Origin of the sequence: Bifidobacterium coryneforme (assembly GCF_000737865.1) — a bacterium.
GTDB lineage: Bacteria > Actinomycetota > Actinomycetes > Actinomycetales > Bifidobacteriaceae > Bombiscardovia > Bombiscardovia coryneformis.
Genome location: NZ_CP007287.1, coordinates 424,850 through 444,704 on the forward strand (window position 1 = coordinate 424,850; position 19,855 = coordinate 444,704).

Consider the following 19,855-nt stretch of genomic DNA (forward strand, 5'->3'; position numbering starts at 1 on the left):
CGTCAATCCAGGACGCGGGTGTTCAGGTTCCGGCTATAATCGCCCCATGAGCTTTTCGGCAAGTGATTGCAACGATTCTCCCGATACCATCCCGACTGTTCCCAGGGCATTCGCTGAGGCGACCCGACGGAGCTTTCACGGTGACCTCTTCGAGGACCCATACGAGTGGATGAGGCAGAAGGAGGACCCGCGCACCCGGCAGTATGTGGAGCAGGAGAACCAGTACTGCCAGGAGAGGTTGAGTCATCTTGCCGGGTTGCGCCGGACCCTCCTGGACGAGTTCAAGGCCCGGGTGCAGGAGACCGACATGTCGGTCCCCACCCGAATCCAGGGCTACTGGTACTTCGGCAGAACACTGGAGGGGAGTCAGTACGGCCTTCAGTGCCGCCTGCCCGTCAGGGACGATGATGACTGGGATCCGCCTCTGATCGATAAGGGAAGCGCCCCGGGTTCCCTGCCGGGGGAGGAGATCATCTTCGACGCCAACAAGGAATCCCAGGGCCATGACTTCTTCGCCCTGGGTTGCCTGGATCTGAGCAGGGACGGAAGGTGGATGCTCTACGGGCTGGATACCAGCGGGAACGAGCGTTATGACCTGCGCATCCGAGACCTCTCCACCGGCAAGAACCTGCCCGACCGGATCGACCAGGTGTCGTCCGGGGCCGTACTGACACCCGATGGGAAGTGGGTCTTCTACACCACCGTGGACCAGGCCTGGAGGCCCTGTGCCGTGTGGCGTCACCAGGTCGGGCAACCCCGGGATGAGGACGTCCGGGTCTTCGAAGAACCCGATCAACGCTTCTGGGTGGGCCTGGGCCTGAGCTTTGACGAGGCCAGTCTGATGATCGGATCCTCATCCAAGACCACCAGCGAGGTCCTCATGCTCTCCCTGGAGGACCCGACCGGTGACTTCGTTCCCTTCATCCCTCGCCAGGACGGGGTCGAGTACGATGTGAGCCTGAGCCGCCTGGAGGGGGCCGGGCCCGATGGGGAGGACCTTCCGGTTGCGGTGGTCTACCACAATGTGCTGAACCCGAATTTCCAGGTCGATCTGATCGATATGAGCCGGACCAAGCCGCCCTACCACCTTGGTCAGGGGGTCTGCATCGCCCAGGGCAGCCCGTATGGGTGTGAACAGGGAGGGGCTGATGCGGGCCAATCCCCGGATACTCCCTATCGGAACCCTGCCAACCCGGCCATTCTCCAGGGCGCTCGCGGACTGGGCATCGAGGGCATGGGCATCCACCGCAGTTTTGTGGTCATGACCTACCGGGCCGACAGCCTGCCCCGCCTTGCGGTGATTCCCAAGGAGGAGGCCATCGAGGACCTTCGTGCCGGTCGTCCCTGGCGCTTCCGCCAGGTGGTTCCCGGGCAGGGCCTGTTGGACCATGCCGATCGGGGAATCGGACAGGGCAGGGTCTACAGCATCGCCTCATCCGACAACCCCTCCTACGAAGCCCCCACCATGCGGTACATCTTCAGCAGCTATACGGTTCCATCGGAGCTGCATGAGATGGATCCGGCAACGGGCGCCGACCGGCTCCTTAAGCGGGCCGAGGTCCTGGGTGATTTCGACCCGGACAGGTATGCCGAACGTCGCCTTTGGGTGGATGTGCGAGACGGTGCCAGGGTGCCCGTCTCCCTGGTCTGGCGGCGGGGGATGGTCCCTGCCTTGGATGCCGAGGGAAGGACCGGTCTGGATGATGAGGTCATCCCGGCGCCGTCCGATCCCGGCCGTCTGCCCTGGCCCGGCGACGAGGCCTCCATCTCCCGGAGTCTGCAGGGCGGATCGCCCATGTTCATCACCGGGTACGGGGCCTACGAGATAAGCTCCGATCCTGGTTTCTCGACCGGCCGCCTGAGTCTCCTGGACAGGGGTGTGCTTTATGCCGTCCCACACGTGCGGGGCGGGGGAGAGATGGGGCGGGCCTGGTACGAGCAGGGTCGCAGACTCCAGAAGAGGCATACCTTCGAGGACTTCATCGACGTAACGGCCGCCCTGCAGGCCAGGGGGTGGGCTGACCCGCTCCATACGGTGGCGAACGGCGGTTCGGCTGGCGGTCTTCTCATGGGTGCCGTGGCCAACATGGCTCCCCAGCTCTATGCCGGGATCGAGGCCGATGTGCCATTTGTGGATGCCCTGACCAGCATCCTGGACCCGGACCTTCCCCTGACCGTGACCGAGTGGGACGAGTGGGGGGATCCCCTGCACGACCCGGAGGTCTACCGGTACATGAAGTCCTATTCTCCCTATGAGAACGTCCAGAACGCCGACGAGCGCATCCGTGACCATGGCACCGGGCACTTCCCGGCCATCCTGGTCACCACCTCCATGAACGACACCCGCGTGCTCTACGTGGAACCGCTCAAGTGGGTGGCCAGGCTCCAGGAGCCTCGTGTCGGTGCGGACGCCCTGATCAAGGTCGAGGTGGAGGCCGGGCACGGGGGAATCAGCGGGCGCTACAGGCAATGGGAGGAACTGGCGTTCGAGAATGCCTGGTGCCTGTCCATCATGGTTCCCGATCAAACCCCTGTCCGGGATTCGGTATCTTCCTGAGACGGCCCCGGCGCCCTTATCTATGCTCGGAATATGAGCGATACGAAGAAACAGACCTATCACATTGCCGTCATTCCAGGAGACGGCATCGGCAAGGAGATCGTCCCCGAGGCCCAGGCGGTTCTGGAGAAGGTGACCGAGGGGCGGGCGAACTTCGAATATGTTGATTTCGACCTTGGTGCCGAGCGCTACCTGCGTGACGGGGCCATCCTGCCGGACGAGGAGCTGGAGAGGCTCAAGCAGCAGGATGCCATACTCCTGGGGGCCATCGGTGATCCCCGGATCAAGGCGGGCATCCTGGAGCGGGGTCTTCTGCTCAAGATGCGGTTTGAACTCGATCAGTATGTGAATCTGCGTCCTTCCAAGTTGTACAAGGGTGTGGTCTCGCCCCTGGCCGATCCTGGCGACATCGACTTCGTCGTGGTTCGCGAGGGGACGGAGGGCCTTTATGCCGGCGCCGGCGGTTCCGTCCGCCGCGGCACCCCCCAGGAGGTGGCCACCGAGGTTTCCATCAACACCGCTTTCGGGGCGGAGAGGGTCGTCCGTTATGCCTACAAGCTGGCCATGAAGCGGCGCAGGAAGCTGACCCTGGTCCACAAGAAGAACGTTCTGACCAATGCCGGTGACATGTGGCAACGCCTGGTTGACCAGGTGGGGGAGGAGTACCCCGAGGTGGAGCGTGAGTACCTGCACGTCGATGCCTCGACCATCTTCCTGGTGACCGAGCCGAGCCGTTTCGACGTGATTGTGACCGACAACCTCTTCGGTGACATCCTTACGGACGAGGCCGGAGCCGTGGTGGGCGGCGTGGGCTACTCCGCCTCGGGCTGCATCAACGCCAGCAACACCTACCCGTCCATGTTCGAACCCATCCACGGGTCCGCTCCCGACATTGCCGGCAAGGGGATCGCCAACCCCACGGCCGCTATCCTGTCGGCCGCGATGCTGCTTGACCATCTGGGCTTCGACCAGGAAGCGGACAGAATCAACAAGGCCGTTGAGGACGACATCGCAGAGCTGGGGGCAACAAGCCGCTCCACCAGCCGGATCGGAAAGGACATCCTGGGCAGATTGTGAGTCATTTCGCCCCTTGCAGGGCTTTTAGGGACTCTGGTCTACTCTTGAGAACATGACTATGGACGATTATCGGCAATTCGCAGACGATGACCCCCAGGCCAGGACCGGTTGGTCAGGCACCGACGGACAGGAGGGACCGAATCCTGCTGGGGCGCAGATCCCCCAGTCTTCGCCCGATTCAGACCCGTCGCCCTCCTCCCAGTACCCGCAGGATGGCCAGACGAGCCAGCAATTCATGCAGATGCCGGTGGAGCCGCAGCCGTCCTCGAATGAAACGACCGTCACTCCTTCATATGGGCAACAGTATGGCGATCAACCCTCCAGCCAGCCTGATGTGAGTATGGGGCAGGGTGCAACCCCTGCTTTCCCCTCACAGGGCAATCAGGCAGGTGCGACCACGGCCCAGTCCTACGGTGTGCCGGCCTCCGGGCCGCAGTCGGCCCCGGCGCAGTCTTATGCCGGCCAGCCTTATGGCTCTGCGGCCTATGGTGCGCAGCCTGGTGAAGGGCAGCCGTATGGAACCGGGGCGTATCCGACGCAATCCAGCGGCGCACAGGCTTATGATGGCCGTTCGTATGGCTCGCAACCATACGGACAGTCCAACCAGCCCTGGTCGGATCCGGCTCAGCCGTATGCAACTCAGCAATACCCGGCTCAGCAATATCCTGCCCAGCAGTACGCAGCACAGCCTTATGCCGGTCAGCAATATCCGGCCCAACAGCAGTACGGCGCGCAGCAGTATCAGCAGAATCAACAGTACGGAACCGGATATGCTCCGGCCTACCAGGCACCTGCCAATCCCGGGTACGCCCCTCCGACCTATGTGCAGCCGGTTCCACCCCTGGCCAATCCCGCTCGCCACTCACGCTTGGCCGCCGGCCTGCTCAGCATCTTCCTCGGCGTCTTCGGTGTAGGGAACTTCTACCTTGGTCATACAGGCAAGGGCATGGCGCAGCTCATGATTACCCTGATCGGGTTTTTCTTCTTCTTCCTCGGTCCGTTCATCTCCAGCGTCTGGAGCCTGATTGAGGGAATACTGATTCTGGTTTCCTCGCCCGGATCAAAATGGCATCGTGACGGCTACGGACAGGAGCTGACCGATTAATGCCGTCTGTCCTTCGGGGGGAGTGCAAGGAGCCCGGTGGGAAACTGGTGGCGGTCGCCATGCAGCTTGGACGGACGTCCGACGGGCGTCCCTGTCTGGATTCCTGCAGGATCGACGGTGACTTCTTCATCGATTACCGTTCGGATGGTCGGACCTCTGATGGGCTTCTGACCGCCCTGGAGTCCGCCATGATGAAGATGCGGCTGCCCCTGGATCCCGACTGTGCAAGGACCACCCTCGATGCGGTCATGGACAGGCACGATGCCGAACGGATCCTGGGCATATCCTCGCCTTCCCTGGTCACGGCCATGACCAGGGCCCTTCCATCCGAGCAGGTCCGAAGCGGGAATGCCGACATGGCCGCCGTACCCGAGGGGAGCTTGACCGATACCGATTCCGGCAGGCGAGGCTGTGAAGCCGATGATGCGGATACCGGTTTGGATGAAGCCCTGAGACGATGGGCGGAACTGGACCTGACCGTTGTCAAGGATCGTCCGCGAGACCCGGCCATGCAGATGGCGATGGACCAGGCCCTGGCCGAGTCCGTGGCAGATGGCACGCAACCTCCCACCCTCCGCATCTGGCAGTGGTCGGCCCCTGCCGTGGTGCTGGGACGTTTCCAATCCCTTGCCAACGAGGTCCATCCGGACCGGGCCAGGAAGTCTGGATTCACCGTGGTCAGGCGCTGCACGGGCGGAGGTGCCATGTTCGTCGAGCCTGACAGGGTCATCACATACTCCCTGTATGTGCCCGCCTCGTTCGTACGCGGTCTGGATCCGATTCGGTCCTACCGCCTATGCGACCTCTGGCTGATTCGCGCATTACGCGCCCAGGGAATCGAGGCCGGCTGGGAGGGACTCAACGACATCGCCTCACCCAGGGGCAAGATGGGTGGCGCCTCCCAGCGTCGTTTCCCGGGTAGGGGAGGTGGTCCGGGCGGGCTCCTCCACCATGTGACCCTCTCATACTCGATTGATGCCGAACTGATGGTTCGGATTCTGAACACCTCCCAGGAAAAAATCAGCGACAAGGCCGTGCAATCGGCCAAAAGTCGGGTGGATCCGATTGGGAGGCAGACCGATCTGGGCCGCACGGCCCTGGTCAATGGAATCCTGCGGACCCTCCCTACCTTGGCGGGAAGCGTGAGGACGGGGGAGCCTGGCCATGGCCCGGAGGAAAGGGCCGCCCGACTTGCCGAGGAACGATACCTCCGACCTGGTTGGACAGGAGTCATCGAATGAGTGGGTCTATAATCATTGACAGCCAGTCAGGTGTACCCATTGCCAGCGTCCGTCCAGGTGCGAGGTCGATGACGACTTGCCCGGTGGTGCAAGAAGGAGTGAAGTATGGCGGTCCACAAGCCCAATGAGATTCCCGAGGAAGGGAATGCCCTGAGGCAGACCGCCCTGTTCAAGCAGGTGCCGCAGGACGAGGTCGACCAGCTTCTCGACAGCCTGAGTGAGTACACCTTCTCCAAGGGTTCCACCATCTTCCGCCAGGGTGATACGGACCATCGCATGTACCTGGTCGAGGAGGGCAGGGTCAAGCTGGTGAGGCAGTCGGTCGACAGGCGTATCCAGCTCCTCAGCATCCACGGACGTGGCGAGATTCTTGGTGAGATTCCGGTCTTCGACCCGACAGGTGGCCCCCGGACGGCCTCGGCGGTGGTCATGGTCAACCGGACCAAGGTGGCCGCCCTGGACCACGATGCGCTCTTCGATTGGCTCAATCAGCATCCCAAGGTGGCCGTGGACATGCTCCAGGTCCTGGCCAACCGCCTACGGACCAACAACGAGCGGATATCTGACCTGGTCTTCATGGACGTCCCGGCCCGCCTGGCCAAGACACTCCTCAACCTGGCCACCCGCTTCGGTGAGCCCTTCGAGCAGGGGCTGATGGTGCCTCACGACCTAACCCAGGAAGAGCTGGCCCAGTTGGTGGGGGCCTCCAGGGAGACCGTCAACAAGGCCTTGATGGACTTCTCGAACAGGGGTTGGATCTCTCGACGGGGCCGTACCATCATCATCTTCCAGCCCGGCGCCCTGATCCGGCGCTCGCGCATGTAGGGACCCCATGAACAAGTCGACATGATTTTTCATGTCGGTAGAGCCGAGGCTCTACTATGGATTTCATGCCCGAAAAAAAGAAGTCCATGACTGTACGCCGCTTCTTCACCCTGCTTTTGGCCTACCTCCTGTTCTGCGTGGCAGGTGGTGTGGTGGTCTCAGGGTTTCTTTTTCCGGCCGTTCTCGGCGTGAATGCGGCCGCCACGAACATGATGCCGGCTCTGAAGACCGAGAACATCGACTTCAACGTGAATGACCTGCCCCAGCAGTCCAGGCTCTACGCCTCTGACGGGCATACGGTCATCGCCACCTTCTATGCCCAGAACAGGATAGTGGTGCCGATCAAGAACGTTTCGGGCTATATGCAGAAGGCCGTCGTGGCCCGGGAGGATCGCCGCTTCTTCGAGCACTCAGGCGTGGATACCCAGGGCGTTCTCAGGGCCTTCATCCAGACGTATATCAAGCAGGGCGATACCCAGGGAGGGTCCACGCTGACCCAGCAGTATGTCAAGAACATGCTCATGAACCAGGCTGAGGAGAACAACGACCCCATCGCCGAGTACCACGCCCAGGAGGAGACCATCGCCCGCAAGATGCGGGAGATGCTGATCGCCGTGCAGATGGAGAAGAAGTACTCCAAGCCCGAGATTCTCCAGGGGTACCTGAACATCGCCCAGTTCGGCACCAACGTGTACGGGGTGGAAACTGCCGCTCGACGCTACTTCAACAAGTCCGCCAAGAACCTGGACCCAGGTGAGGCGGCCACCATCGCGGCCGTGACCAAGAACCCGGCCAGATTCGACCCCACGGTGGACATCGATGCCTCCCAGGAGCAACGCAACATCGTCCTTGACCTGATGCTCCAGGAGCACTACATCGATCAGGAGCAGCATGACCAGGCCAGGTCCAAACCCCTTGAGGAGACGCTCCATGTGCAGAGCGTCGACGCGGGTTGCCAGGCTGCCGGGGATGCCGCCTTCTTCTGCGATTACGTAACCAAGCAGATACTCAACTCCAAGGAGTTCGGAAAGACCCAGGAGGACCGCAACAAACTCCTGAAGGAGGGCGGTCTCGATATCTACACCACCATGGATGTGGACGCCAATGCGGCGGCCATGCAGGCGGCGCGTGACACGATTCCCGTTGACGATCCCAGTGGCTTCGAGGTCACCATGGCGGCCATCAGGCCAGGCACCGGTGAGGTTCTGGGCTTCGGAATCAACAGGATCTACGACGCCACCCAGAATTCAGGTGGTGGTACCCGTACGGCCATCAACTACGCCGTAGACCAGGTGGATGGCGGCGGTTGGGGCTTCCCCGTCGGATCCACATGGAAGCCCATCAACATGGCTGCCTGGATGAAAGAGGGCAGGTCGATCAACGAACCCCTGCGGACCATGACCAACTACAACCAGTCCACCTTCAGCTGCGAGGAGCCCGACGGGACCTCCTATGGGTTCGGCAGCGGCAACTGGCACGTTGAGAACTCCGGCGGCGGCACCACCTCGCCGGAGACCCCGCTCCAGGGTCTGGTCCGGTCCCACAACACCACCCAGGCGTCCATGGCTCAGCAGATCGGGCTCTGCTCCATCGCCGACACGGCCAAGGACCTGGGATACCACAATTCTCCCAGGGACCAGATGGACATCCACTCGCCCAACTCGTTCCAGCTGCCCATGACCATCGGTTCCGTTCAGGCATCACCCCTGACCATGGCCAATGTCTATGCCACCCTGGCGGCCAAGGGCACTGCCTGCACCCCGATAGCCATGACAAAGGTGGTCGATAAGAACAACAAGAACCTGAAGGTCCCCAAGGCCAACTGTCATCAGGCCATCGAGCCGGGCATCGCCGAGACCGTGGCCTACGCCATGAACCAGGGTGTGGTCCAGCCGGGCGGCGAGGCGGCCACAACCCAGCTGGACGGCGGGCGCAAGACCTTCGCCAAGACGGGCACGCATGAGGACAAGTACATGACCACCGGCGGATTCGTGCCCCAGGTGGCCGCCTTCGTGACCGTGGGCAACGCCGAGGGGCAGGTGTCCTTCAGTGGCAAGACCATCAACGGCAGGTCCATGGGGACCTGGTTCGGCATGTATATCGCCACCCCGGCCTGGAAGGAGTTCATGAACACCTATCTGGCCGCCGCCAACATCGCGCCTGACAACGATTATGGCAATCCCGATCCCAAGTTCACCCGCGCAGTGGCCATGCAGGGCAAAACCGAGAGCCAGCAGCAACAGGAGCAGGAGGAGGCCCGGCGGCGGGCGCAGGAAGAGGCGCAGCGACGGGCGCAGGAGGAAGAACAGCAGCGTGCCCGACAGCAGGCCGAGCAGCAGGCTCAACAGCAACAACATGCGGAGCAACAACCTGTTGCTCCTGCCCAGCCGCAGGACCAGTAGGCTTCCATCTGGACCTCGTGCCTAAAATGGCGGTATAGGGAAGCTCACACGAGTGGTCATCGTGGCGGGGCGGCAACGGGTTGAGCAAGTGAAATTGCGGTTTCTCGCGGCTCGTCCCCGCACGGTCACAGAGAGGCAGGGGCCGTATGGGTCATGGCAACGTGAATGGGGGAAACCCACTGAAAGGCGAGAAGGGGAGGGTCAAGGTGAGCAGTCAGTTGCCCGACCTTTTCGAGCCCATGCAGTTGCGTGACCTGCAGATTCGCAACCGGGCCTGGCTGCCCCCGATGGACACCTACTCCTGCGTGAACCAGGATGGCATTCCCACCAACTTCCACTACCAGCATTACGTCTCCAGGGCCCTGGGTGGTTTTGGTGTGGTCATAGCCGAGGCCACCGCGGTCAACCCCCAGGGACGTATCTCGCCCTGTGATTTGGGCATCTGGAACGACAGGCAGGCCAGTGCCTGGCAGGGAATCGTCACCGACATCAAGGCCGCCGGTGCCCAGCCCTTCATTCAGCTCAACCACTCCGGGCGCAAAGGGTCGTCAGGGTGTACGCCCACCGGTCACATCAACGCCACAGTCCCGGCCTCCGAAGGGGGCTGGCAGCCCCTGGCGCCAAGCCCCATCGTTTATGGGGACATGGACACCCCTGCCGAACTGTCGAGGATGGAGATATCCACAATCGTGGCCGATTTCCGCTCGGCCGCCATGCGGGCCGTCAAGGCGGGGTTTGAGGGGATCGAGATTCACGCCGCCCATGGGTACCTGCTCTCCGAGTTCCTGGACCCGCTGACCAACCACCGGAAAGACGAATACGGTGGCAGGCTGTCCGGCAGGATGCGGGCCCTGATTGAGGTCACCGATGCCGTACGTGAGGTGATTCCGGCCGGAATGCCCCTTCTGGTACGAATTTCGGCCACTGACTGGGCCGACGGCGGCTGGGGTCTGGAGGAGACGATCAAAACGGCCAAGGTGCTGAAGGAACATGGGGTGGACCTGATTGACGTGTCGACAGGTGGCGTCGTTCCGGGGGTCACCATTCCCGCCGGCCCAAATTACCAGGTGCCATTCTCCTTCCAGGTGCGCAGCAAGGCCCTGATTCCGACCACGGCCGTGGGGTTGATCACCAAGGCCAAGCAGGCCGACAAGATTATCCGCAAGGGTCAGGCCGACGCGGTGGAGATTGGGCGGGCCGGTCTGCGCGACCCCTACTGGCCGCTCAGGGCCGCCCACAAACTGGGCATGGACAAGGCGGACATTCCCTACCCGGACCCGTATCGGCGCGGGGCGTACGGGACCAATCGCTGAGAGTACCGCCTTGGCAGGGGCTGAAGGCAGATGAGCAAGGCAGTGCCGAATGACCAGGGCCTGGGGACTCTGGTGGTCATGCCGACCTATCAGGAGGCGCAGAATATCAGGACCACCCTTGAGGCCCTTCTGAGAGTTTGCCCGGAGGTCCATGTGCTGGTGGTGGATGATGGATCGCCGGATGGGACCGGTAGGATTGCCGACGCCATGGCCCTGGAGGATGCACGCGTGTCGGTGCTGCATCGAGATGTGCGGCAAGGGCTGGGGCCGGCCTATGTGGCCGGGTTCCGATGGGCCCTGGAACGAGGGTACGGGCGTATCTGCGAGATGGATATGGACGGATCGCATCGGCCCCAGGACATGGCCAGGGTTCTGCAGTATGCAGAGGGTCATCCCGAAGTCGATCTGGTCATCGGTTCGCGTAGGGTCCCTGGTGGAAGTACCCGCAATTGGCCCTGGTACCGCGATCTGATTTCGCGCCTGGGTTCCTGGTATGCCAGGATGGCCCTGGGGATGCCCGTCAGGGACATGACCGCCGGTCTGCGGGCTTATCGGGCCGAGGCCCTTGGGAGAATCGACCTGGACCGGTTGCATTCCAGCGGGTACGTCTTCCAGATCGATATGCTCCGACGGATCGTGGCCGGCGGTGGCAGGGTCCATGAGGTCCCCATCATCTTCGTGGAACGGATACGGGGGCGGTCCAAAATGGACACGGGGATTGTCCTTGAGGCCGTGGTCCAGGTGACCAGATGGGGCTGGGGCAGGCTTCTGGGTCGGCCCATCCGATAGGTCCGGGGGCACATCATGGTCGCGGCATCCGCCGGGGAACGTTACATTTTGGGATGTTTCCTGTAGGCGATGTTCACTTTTGCTGGCGACCGAATTGGTTCCGTTCCAATCTCCTTGTGGCTATGATACCGGGAAGGTGCGGATGGTAATCGAGTTCACAATGGCGGGATTGGACGGTTGCTGGATTTGGCTCATGCGGTCTTACGGCTGAAAGGCCCGGCTGTGGAGCCGCGACAATGAATGAAAACCCAATTTGAGTTTTTGGTCGAATGTGTGCGATAATGTGCGAATGATATCGTCGCAGCGCCAACATTTGATTCTGAACCGGCTACGTACCCGTGGTGCCGTTCGCATCACGGCCCTGTCCAAGGAGCTGGGTGTCTCGGCCATGACCATACGGCGGGACATTGCGGATCTGGCCGATAAGGGCCTGCTCAAGAGGGTCCATGGTGGTGCAGTGACAACCAGCTCCCTTTTGGCGGAGCCCCTCTTTTCGGTCAAGTCCCAGATGGACATGGGGCTCAAGGACACCATCGCCCGCAGGGCCATCGACTATGTTTCCCCCGGCGATGTGATTGCCATCGGGGGAGGGACCACCGCCTACGTCTTCGCCCAGCACCTCCTGGAGAGCAGGCGTTGTGCCGGGGTCACCATCCTGACGAATTCCATCCCGGTGGCCGAACTGGTCCAGGCCATGGAGAGCAAGGACGTCGAGGTCATCGTCACGGGCGGGGTCATCACCCGATCCAATTCCCTGGTCGGCCCCATCGCCGATAAGGTCGTTTCCTCCCTGAGGGTCAATACGGTCTTCCTGGGTACCCACTCGGTATCCATACCCCGCGGCTTCCTGATGCCCAATTCCCTGGAGGCGGCCACGGACATGGCCTTGATGGACATCGCCGACCGGACCATCATTCTGACGGACCACACCAAGTGGAGTTGCACATCCCTTTCCCTCTTCGCCGGGTTCGATCAGGTCGATACGGTCATCACGGACGATGAGCTGGACCGGCACTCGGCCGAGGCCACCAGGGGGTTGGTCAAGGAACTCGTCCTGGTTCCCACGACCCAGGCCGATCGTGGCCCTCACCCCGAGGGGCTGCCGGATACCCCTGCTCTGGAGTGACGCGGATGGAGGGATGTGACACCCGCTCGCGGGCAATTCGGGAATTTCCGTTCCATCAATAACCTAGGAAGGTGGATTTGAGACAATGAAGTCTGAACAGTTTGTTCCCCGGCGCTATGCGCCCGGAGCCTATGCATCCGAGCACATCCGCATCACCCCGACAAGACTGGCCGACGGCCGGCGGTTCTTCTATATGGATGACGATCCGGAGTATGTCTCCGGGAAGAAGACCAGGCGGCTGGATGATCCCCGGGACCTGCCCGACAGGTTCGCCCCGCACCTGGATGCTCACGGTGAAGAGATCCCCTTCCAGCCTCCGCAGATGCGCCGTGACCCCCTGACCGGCGATTGGATCCCGATGGCCACGTCCAGGATGAACCGGCCCATCACCGCAGGCTCCAAGGCCAAGGCGCAGGGTAATCCCCTGGCGGCCCGGAAGCCGGGAGACCCCTATCAGGATGGGGAGATTCCCGATGTGGATTACGATGTGGTGGTTTTCGAGAACCGCTTCCCTTCGATGATGCAGGTGCCAGGCAACACCTCTGCCGACGGCCCGGATCGGTTTGTCGATGGGAACCCGCTCTGGCCCGTACGTGAGGCCTCCGGCCACTGTGAAGTGGTCTGTTTCGACCCGGATGAGCATGCCCTCCCAGCCAGCCTGCCGGTGAGCCGCCTGAGAACGGTTGTGGAAGCCTGGGCCTTCCGCACCGCCGAGATTTCGGCCATGGATGGCATCGAGCAGATATTCCCCTTCGAAAACCACGGTCAGGAAATCGGCGTCTCCCTGGCCCACCCCCATGGGCAGATCTACTGCTATCCCTTCATCGCGCCGAGGATGGAACAGGAGTTGCGGCAGTGCCATGACTACCATGAGCGCACCGGCGGGAACCTCCTGGGCGACATCCTTCGGGGAGAGATCCGGGCCGGTGAACGGGTGGTCTTCCGCAATGCCACCTGGGTGGCCTATGTGCCCGCCGCGGCCCGGTGGCCCCTGGAGGTCCACATGGCCCCTGTGCGCGACGGAATCCTGACCCTGGACCAGCTTGATGACGAGGAGCGCTGGGGGCTGGCGCAGATGTACTCCACCCTCCTGAAGCGCGGCAACGCCTTCTTCGACAAGGGTGACGGGCAGGGGATGGATCTTCCCTACATTGCGGCGTGGCATCAGGCGCCCCTGCATGACGGGCGGCGTGAGACCTATCGCCTGAACCTGCAGTTCTTCTCCTTTCGCAGGGCTGTGGACAAAATCAAGTATCTTGCCGGTTCCGAATCCGGTATGGCCGCCTGGGTCTCCGATACCACCCCCGAGCTGATCGCCCGGCGTTTCCGCCAGCTCGGCCCGGTGGACATAGGGGAGTAGGCGTACGCGAGTCAGGGTGGACGGTGCCGACGGTGATTCGGTCGGGGCCGATCCGCCAACGGTGTCCAAACCAAGGGGCAACCCAGTACAACGAAGGTTCAAAGGAGCATCATGAGTCAAGTACGGTTTATGGAGGCATGGAGCGGGGGAGAGACCGGCCAGGGGCCGGAAGGGGCGGTATCGCTCTTCAGCCGGGTCTACGGCCAGGAGCCCGCCGGGGTCTGGAGCGCTCCCGGCCGGGTCAACCTGATTGGTGAGCATACCGATTACAACGCCGGACTCTGCCTGCCCATAGCCCTGCCCCATCGGACCTTCGTGGCCCTGAAACCGCGACAGGACCATCGGGTCCGCCTGGTTTCCTCCATGGCCCCTGATGACCAAGTGCAGGTCGATCTGGACGGTCTCCAGGCCCGGGGCGTCACCGGTTGGGCATCCTATCCGGTGGGTGTTGCCTGGGCCTTGCGCCAGGCCGGATACGACCAGGTGGGCGGGTTTGACATGGCCCTGGCCTCCTGCGTGCCGGTCGGATCGGGGCTGAGCTCATCGGCCGCCATGACCTGCTCGACAGCCCTGGCCCTGGACGATCTCTTCGGTCTCGGGCTGGGCGGGAGCGACCAGGGCAGGGTGACCCTGATAGAGGCCGCCGTCAGGGCCGAGAACGACATGGCCGGTGCCTCGACCGGCGGTATGGATCAGAGTGCCTCCATGCGTTGCCAGGCAGGAAAGGCCCTGCGGCTGGATTGCCGGCCGGAGCTGTCTGCCATGGAAAACGTGACCCAGGTCCCCTTCGATTTGGAGGCCAGGGGCCTGGAATTGCTGGTGGTCGATACGCAGGCCCAGCACCAGCTGAACGACGGACAGTACGAGCAGCGTCGCACCACCTGCGATGAGGCGGCCCGAATCCTGGGTGTGGGCAACCTGCGTCAGGTGGCTGATGAGGTCAAGGTCTCCGAGGATTCCGCCACCGCCCTTCAGGAGGTCCTGGAGAGGCTCCCGGATGGGGTCACCAGGCATCGGGTCCGGCACGTCATCACCGAGATAGGGCGGGTTGATCGGTTCATAGAGGCCTTCGGCAGGGGCGATGTGCAGGAGGCGGGGCGCCTCTTCAACGCCTCGCATGACTCCCTGCGCGACGATTACCAGGTCACCTCACCGGAACTTGACCTGGCCGTGGATGTGGCCCGGGCCGAGGGTGCCTATGGTGCCAGGATGACCGGGGGTGGATTCGGTGGTTCCATCATCGCCCTGGTCGATGCCGGCAAGGGGCGTGGCATGGCCCAGACGATAGCGGACCGGTTCCATGCCGCCGGCTTCCATGAGCCCAGGGCTCTGGCGGCCTTGCCCTCTTCCTCCGCCCGGAGGGAGTGCTGAGTTCCGAGCAGCCGTCCATATGCCGGACTTACCGGCTTTCCAGCCCCCCGTTTTCGGGGGCTTTTCTCTGCCTCCTCCTCTAAGCTGGGAAGCCATGACCCCTCAGGCGGACGGAGTCTGTCCTATTGGGCTTGAAGGGATATCCCAGGGTGGAGGAGGACCACATGAAAAAGGCGATCATCACGGTGGTGGGTCAGGACGCCATCGGCATCATCGGACGGGTCTGCACCAGCCTCTCCGGGAATTCAATCAATGTCCTGGACATCTCCCAGACCATCATCGACGGGTTCTTCAACATGATGATGATTGTCGATTGCTCCTCCTACGCGGGGGAGTTCGATGACCTGGTCCGTGATCTGGATGCCCTGGGTGAGGATATCGGCGTCTCCATCAGGTGCCAGCGTGAGGAGATATTCACCCGGATGCACAGGGTCTGAGGGGGCTGCGCCATGATTACACCCGATGAAGTCCAAGAGACCAATGCCATGATCGACCGGGAACGGTTGGATGTCCGTACCATCACCATGGGCATCAGTCTCCTGGACTGTGCCAGCCATGATGTTGACATGCTCTGCAGGAACATCCACCGCAAGGTGGTCTCCCTGGCCAAGGACCTGGTTTCGACAGGGGAGTCCATAGCCCACCAATACGGGATTCCCATCGTCAACAAGCGGATCACCGTCACCCCCATCTCCCTGGTGGCCGCTGGGGCCTGCCACTCGGTTGATGACTATGTGGCCGTGGCCAAGGCCTTGGATATGTCGGCCAAGGAGGTCGGTGTCAATTTCATCGGAGGCTATTCGGCCCTGGTCTCCAAGTCCATGACCCCGGCGGAGCGCCTCCTGATCAAGTCCCTGCCCCGCGCCCTGAGCCAGACCGAGAGGGTCTGCGCCAGTGTCAACGTGGGCTCGACCAAGACCGGCATCGACATGGATGCCGTGGCCCTGATGGGGCGGGTCATCAAGGCTGTGGCGCAGGCAACCGGGGACACCGACAGTTCGGGGTGCACCAAGCTGGTTGTCTTCTGCAATGCTCCGGACGACAACCCCTTCATGGCCGGGGGCTTCCACGGCGTGACCGAAGGCGATGCCGTCATCAACGTGGGCGTTTCAGGTCCGGGCGTGGTCAAGACCGCCTTGGAAACTGCTCGTGGTGCGAGTTTCGACCAGCTCTGCGAGACCATCAAGCGTACCGCCTTCAAGATCACCAGGATGGGGCAGCTGGTGGCTCAGGAGGCCTCGCGCCGCCTGGATGTTCCCTTCGGCATCATCGACCTCTCCCTGGCGCCGACCCCGGCCGTGGGCGACTCTGTGGGTGAGGTCCTGCGCGAGATGGGCTTGGAACAGGTGGGCGCTCCCGGCACCACCGCAGCCCTTGCCATCCTCAACGACCAGGTCAAGAAGGGCGGCATCATGGCTTCAAGCTATGTGGGTGGCCTCTCTGGAGCCTTCATTCCCGTTTCCGAAGACGCAACGATGATCCAGGCGGCCGCCGAGGGAAGTCTGACTCTTGAAAAGCTGGAGGCCATGACCTGCGTCTGTTCGGTTGGTCTGGATATGATTCCCATTCCCGGCGATACCAGCGCCGAGTCCATCTCCGGCATCATCGCCGACGAGGCGGCCATCGGCATGATCAATCAGAAGACCACGGCAGTCAGATTGATTCCGGTTGCGGGCAAGGGTGTGGGGGACACGGCGGAATTCGGTGGACTCATGGGAGGCGGCCCCATCCTGCCTGTCAACGACCGCTCCTGCGCCGACTTCATCAGTCGTGGAGGACGCATCCCGGCCCCCATACACAGTTTCAAGAACTGATCGGTACGAGGCTGTCATACGTCAAGGCCCCGTCTTCCAATCCCAGGGTGAGGAAGGCGGGGCCTTGACGTATCGGGACCCCTGGTCAGCGCCCGCCCTTGAAGTTCAGCTGGCGCCAGGCTTCATAGATGGCGATGGAGGCGCAGTTGGTCAGGTTCAGGCTGCGCAGGCTGGGGCGCATGGGCAGGCGGACCTGCTCGGAGACGTGGGGGCCGGCCATGACATCCATGGGGTCGGGGATGTTTCCCGGTTCGGGGCCGAAGAGGAGGATGTCGGTCGGTCTGTAGTCCACCTCGGTGTACAGCTTGGTCGCATGGGCAGTGAAGGCGATGATGCGCGAGTCCGGCATGGAATCGACCAGGTCGTCGAAATCCGGGTGGAGGACAACGTGTGCCATGTCGTGGTAATCCAGCCCCGCCCGGCGCAACTTGGTGTCCTTGAGGTTGAACCCCAGGGGTTCCACCAGATGGAGGATGGTCCCGGTCACCGCGCAGAGCCGGATGGCCGACCCGGTGTTGCCGGGGATTCTTGGGGAGTAGTAGCAGAGGTGGGGGGTCACTGTCTCGGCTCGACCGGCCTCCTTGGCATCCATCATGGCCTCGGTGACCGAAATCGGGTTTCCATGGGCATCGGTGACCAGCTCATCGGGTCCGTAGTTGGACTTCCGGTACCCGTACTCGTACATTTCATCGACCGCCTTGGCGGGGTCCCCACCCTGGCTGCCCATCGCGTTCGTCTGCTCCTGGAAGGTCATGCCATTCAAGGTAACGCCGGGAAAAGACAGGGCGGTCAGGGCCCGACCGGTTTCCCCTCCGGGGGAGGTTGGATGTCATAGAAGAACCGGGTATCAAAACGAGGTCTGCCGCAGTGGGTGCCGAAGAAGGGACGATCAGGTTCTGGCGCTCGCAGCGAAGTCGGCACCAGGGCCGGGTCCGGTTCGGGTCGACGGTTGTATGGTGTTGGAAGCGGAGACTGACCGAAGCAAAGGAAAGGCGGGGGTTCGTGGAGGGCATCCTGATGGAGTCTGTCGAGCCGATACGGCTTCGGCTCTTTTCCTGGTGGGAGCGGAACTCCAGGGACCTGCCTTGGAGGTATGGGCGAACTACGCCCTGGGGGATTCTGGTTTCCGAGGTGATGAGCCAGCAGACCCAGTTGAGCAGGGTCGTGCCCTACTGGACGGCTTGGATGGAGGCCTGGCCGGATGCGGCGGCCCTGGCGGCGGCGGGGAAGGCCGAGGTCATCACGGCCTGGGGGAGACTGGGGTACCCCCGGCGTGCCCTCCGGCTCCAGGAGTGCGCCAGGGTGGTAAGTACGGAGTATGGCGACCTCCTGCCGCGCTCCTACCAAGAGCTGACAGGACTGCCGGGTATCGGGGATTACACGGCCAGTGCCGTCATGAGTTTCGCTTACGGGGAGCGGATTGTCGTCATCGATACCAATATTCGCAGGGTCCTTTCCCGGGTCTTTCTGGGGGTCGAATCCGTCGGCGGCTCCACGACAAGGACCGAACGTGAGCTGGCCCAGACCGTCCTGCCGGAGGATGTCGGCAGCCTCTCGGGGAAGGGGCGGCGTGATTCGGTGGATGGGTCCATGCAGGGCCTGACAGGACAGGAACCGCCGGTCGACACCAAGGACACGGGGCTGGTCGGCCGACTGGGGGGCGCGGATGATCAGGTCCGCTCAAACGCCTGGTGCGAGCCCGACTCGGCCAAGTGGAACCAGGGCATCATGGAGCTGGGAGCCACGGTCTGCAAGGCCAAAAAACCGGACTGCCAGATCTGCCCCCTTGCTGCACATTGCCGCTTCCTCAAGGACGGGCTGCCTGAATTGGGCATGAAGCGGACCCGTCCCCGCCAGCGTTTTGCAGGAACCAACAGGCAGGTCAGGGGGAAGATACTCCAGGCTCTCCGAGAGTCGGAGAAAGGGCGGGTTGATCGCGCCCGGATCGAGCAGGTCTGCGAGGACGGTATCCAGCTGGACCTCTGCATCGCCTCCCTGGATGAGGATGGCCTGCTGGTCATCAGGGAGGATGGCTCGCTGGAACTCCCCGAGTAGGTTGACTCCTGCATTAGGATTATCAACATGGCCAAACGGAAAATCAGCAAGAAGCAGCGGCGCATATACAGGCGACGCAGGATTATCGCCCTCATCCTGGCCCTGCTCTTCCTGCTTGCCTGTGCGGGAATCATCTGGGGCATCGGCGCAGGTATCCACGCACTCCGGGAGGGGTCGACCCAGGGCGACAAGACCACCACCTCCCAGGAGGGGAGTAAGGCCAAGGACGGGAAGGCCTCAAGGAAGGAATCAGACGGCAAGAAGGCTGCGGAAAAGCAGCGTGCGGCAAACCAGACTTCGGGTGTCAAAAAGTGCGGCCCGGACGATATCACCTTGGACCTGAGCGCGCCCGACCCGACCACCGGGGTTGGCGGTTCCATCGACTTCACCGCAGCCGTTCAGTACAAGGGGACCGGATCCTGTCTGATTGACGCGTCCGACAGTGGTAGGGTCCTCGTCATCACGAGCGGGGAGCAGAACATCTGGAGGTCGGATTCCTGCCCGTCCAAGACACGCTCCCTCCTGATGGCCACAGGCGACAAGGATGTGCAGACCATCACCTGGAACGCCGATGCCAGCCAGGAACAGTGCCAGCCCGACGATAACCTGCCCAGGGTCGATGCCGGTTCCTACTCGGCCCAGCTGGTCCTCAAATCCAACGACAAAGTAAAGTCCCAGGTGGTTCCTGTCCTGGTCCAGTGAGCCGCCTCCCGGTGGCCGGTCATGAGTGCGCTGGCCCGGGTCGCAGGTGAACGGTCAAAATGGCCGACACGCCGCTTGTGTCAAGGCCTTATCCCCTGTATAGTTGACTCTTTGCATG

General features: G+C 62.6%; 16 protein-coding genes. 15 read left to right on the top strand and 1 reads right to left on the bottom strand.

Features of this window, described 5'->3' with window-relative positions:
* Positions 1-46: 46 nt before the first annotated feature.
* The 13 genes from bcor_RS01555 to bcor_RS01615 all read left to right on the top strand — a co-directional run bounded on the left by bcor_RS01555 (position 47) and on the right by bcor_RS01615 (position 16,980).
* Positions 47-2,557, top strand: a complete 2,511-nt coding sequence (locus bcor_RS01555; protein ID WP_033498649.1) for a S9 family peptidase — start codon at positions 47-49, stop codon at positions 2,555-2,557.
* Positions 2,558-2,590: 33 nt separating this feature from the next.
* Positions 2,591-3,634 (top strand): 3-isopropylmalate dehydrogenase, encoded by a 1,044-nt coding sequence (locus tag bcor_RS01560; protein WP_033491568.1) that lies wholly within the window; start codon positions 2,591-2,593, stop codon positions 3,632-3,634.
* Positions 3,635-3,686: 52 nt separating this feature from the next.
* Positions 3,687-4,739, top strand: a complete 1,053-nt coding sequence (locus bcor_RS07185; RefSeq protein ID WP_148303937.1) for a TM2 domain-containing protein — start codon at positions 3,687-3,689, stop codon at positions 4,737-4,739.
* Positions 4,739-5,980, top strand: coding sequence for a lipoate--protein ligase family protein (locus tag bcor_RS01570; protein ID WP_051875589.1), 1,242 nt, complete (start codon positions 4,739-4,741; stop codon positions 5,978-5,980). The genes bcor_RS07185 and bcor_RS01570 overlap by 1 nt, the downstream gene beginning before the upstream one ends.
* A gap of 105 nt (positions 5,981-6,085) precedes the next feature.
* Positions 6,086-6,805 (top strand): Crp/Fnr family transcriptional regulator, encoded by a 720-nt coding sequence (locus tag bcor_RS01575; RefSeq protein ID WP_033491569.1) that lies wholly within the window; start codon positions 6,086-6,088, stop codon positions 6,803-6,805.
* 65 nt (positions 6,806-6,870) lie between these two features.
* On the top strand, positions 6,871-9,207 hold the full coding sequence (locus tag bcor_RS01580) for a transglycosylase domain-containing protein (RefSeq protein ID WP_051875769.1): 2,337 nt from the start codon (positions 6,871-6,873) through the stop codon (positions 9,205-9,207).
* 146 nt (positions 9,208-9,353) lie between these two features.
* The gene (locus bcor_RS01585; protein WP_081870306.1) at positions 9,354-10,520 is read left to right on the top strand and encodes an NADH:flavin oxidoreductase/NADH oxidase; all 1,167 of its coding nucleotides are present in this window, start codon (positions 9,354-9,356) and stop codon (positions 10,518-10,520) included.
* A 30-nt stretch (positions 10,521-10,550) separates the two neighbouring features.
* Entirely contained in the window at positions 10,551-11,309 is a 759-nt protein-coding gene (locus tag bcor_RS01590) for a polyprenol monophosphomannose synthase (RefSeq protein ID WP_051875590.1), read from the top strand.
* Between the two features lie 271 nt (positions 11,310-11,580).
* Entirely contained in the window at positions 11,581-12,435 is an 855-nt protein-coding gene (locus tag bcor_RS01595) for a DeoR/GlpR family DNA-binding transcription regulator (protein WP_081830746.1), read from the top strand.
* A gap of 85 nt (positions 12,436-12,520) precedes the next feature.
* Positions 12,521-13,795, top strand: coding sequence for a galactose-1-phosphate uridylyltransferase (gene galT, locus bcor_RS01600; protein WP_033498651.1), 1,275 nt, complete (start codon positions 12,521-12,523; stop codon positions 13,793-13,795).
* A gap of 111 nt (positions 13,796-13,906) precedes the next feature.
* A complete protein-coding gene (gene galK / locus bcor_RS01605; RefSeq protein ID WP_033498652.1) occupies positions 13,907-15,166 on the top strand; it encodes a galactokinase in 1,260 nt (419 codons plus the stop codon).
* A 164-nt stretch (positions 15,167-15,330) separates the two neighbouring features.
* Positions 15,331-15,603 (top strand): ACT domain-containing protein, encoded by a 273-nt coding sequence (locus tag bcor_RS01610; protein ID WP_033491577.1) that lies wholly within the window; start codon positions 15,331-15,333, stop codon positions 15,601-15,603.
* A gap of 12 nt (positions 15,604-15,615) precedes the next feature.
* Positions 15,616-16,980, top strand: a complete 1,365-nt coding sequence (locus bcor_RS01615) for a PFL family protein (RefSeq protein WP_033498653.1) — start codon at positions 15,616-15,618, stop codon at positions 16,978-16,980.
* A gap of 85 nt (positions 16,981-17,065) precedes the next feature.
* Here the strand turns inward: bcor_RS01615 and bcor_RS01620 are convergent, their stop codons facing one another.
* Entirely contained in the window at positions 17,066-17,734 is a 669-nt protein-coding gene (locus bcor_RS01620) for a tRNA (cytidine(34)-2'-O)-methyltransferase (protein WP_081870307.1), read from the bottom strand.
* 263 nt (positions 17,735-17,997) lie between these two features.
* Between bcor_RS01620 and bcor_RS01625 the strand changes: the two genes are divergently transcribed.
* Both bcor_RS01625 and bcor_RS01630 read left to right on the top strand, forming a co-directional pair.
* Positions 17,998-19,035, top strand: coding sequence for an HhH-GPD family protein (locus bcor_RS01625; RefSeq protein ID WP_033498667.1), 1,038 nt, complete (start codon positions 17,998-18,000; stop codon positions 19,033-19,035).
* Between the two features lie 27 nt (positions 19,036-19,062).
* Complete coding sequence (locus bcor_RS01630) at positions 19,063-19,737, top strand: hypothetical protein (RefSeq protein ID WP_051875592.1); 675 nt, start codon at positions 19,063-19,065, stop codon at positions 19,735-19,737.
* Positions 19,738-19,855: the final 118 nt, after the last annotated feature.

Bases quoted from the DNA above. Each gene is read 5' to 3' on its own strand.
- bcor_RS01590 (WP_051875590.1), top strand. From the start codon at position 10,551: ATGAGCAAGGCAGTGCCGAATGACCAGGGCCTGGGGACTCTGGTGGTC.
- bcor_RS01585 (WP_081870306.1), top strand. From the start codon at position 9,354: ATGGGTCATGGCAACGTGAATGGGGGAAACCCACTGAAAGGCGAGAAG.
- bcor_RS01575 (WP_033491569.1), top strand. From the start codon at position 6,086: ATGGCGGTCCACAAGCCCAATGAGATTCCCGAGGAAGGGAATGCCCTG.
- galK (WP_033498652.1), top strand. From the start codon at position 13,907: ATGAGTCAAGTACGGTTTATGGAGGCATGGAGCGGGGGAGAGACCGGC.
- bcor_RS07185 (WP_148303937.1), top strand. From the start codon at position 3,687: ATGACTATGGACGATTATCGGCAATTCGCAGACGATGACCCCCAGGCC.
- bcor_RS01580 (WP_051875769.1), top strand. From the start codon at position 6,871: ATGCCCGAAAAAAAGAAGTCCATGACTGTACGCCGCTTCTTCACCCTG.
- bcor_RS01610 (WP_033491577.1), top strand. From the start codon at position 15,331: ATGAAAAAGGCGATCATCACGGTGGTGGGTCAGGACGCCATCGGCATC.
- bcor_RS01630 (WP_051875592.1), top strand. From the start codon at position 19,063: ATGGCCAAACGGAAAATCAGCAAGAAGCAGCGGCGCATATACAGGCGA.
- bcor_RS01570 (WP_051875589.1), top strand. From the start codon at position 4,739: ATGCCGTCTGTCCTTCGGGGGGAGTGCAAGGAGCCCGGTGGGAAACTG.
- bcor_RS01625 (WP_033498667.1), top strand. From the start codon at position 17,998: ATGGAGTCTGTCGAGCCGATACGGCTTCGGCTCTTTTCCTGGTGGGAG.
- bcor_RS01555 (WP_033498649.1), top strand. From the start codon at position 47: ATGAGCTTTTCGGCAAGTGATTGCAACGATTCTCCCGATACCATCCCG.
- bcor_RS01615 (WP_033498653.1), top strand. From the start codon at position 15,616: ATGATTACACCCGATGAAGTCCAAGAGACCAATGCCATGATCGACCGG.
- bcor_RS01620 (WP_081870307.1), bottom strand. From the start codon at position 17,734: ATGACCTTCCAGGAGCAGACGAACGCGATGGGCAGCCAGGGTGGGGAC.
- bcor_RS01560 (WP_033491568.1), top strand. From the start codon at position 2,591: ATGAGCGATACGAAGAAACAGACCTATCACATTGCCGTCATTCCAGGA.
- galT (WP_033498651.1), top strand. From the start codon at position 12,521: ATGAAGTCTGAACAGTTTGTTCCCCGGCGCTATGCGCCCGGAGCCTAT.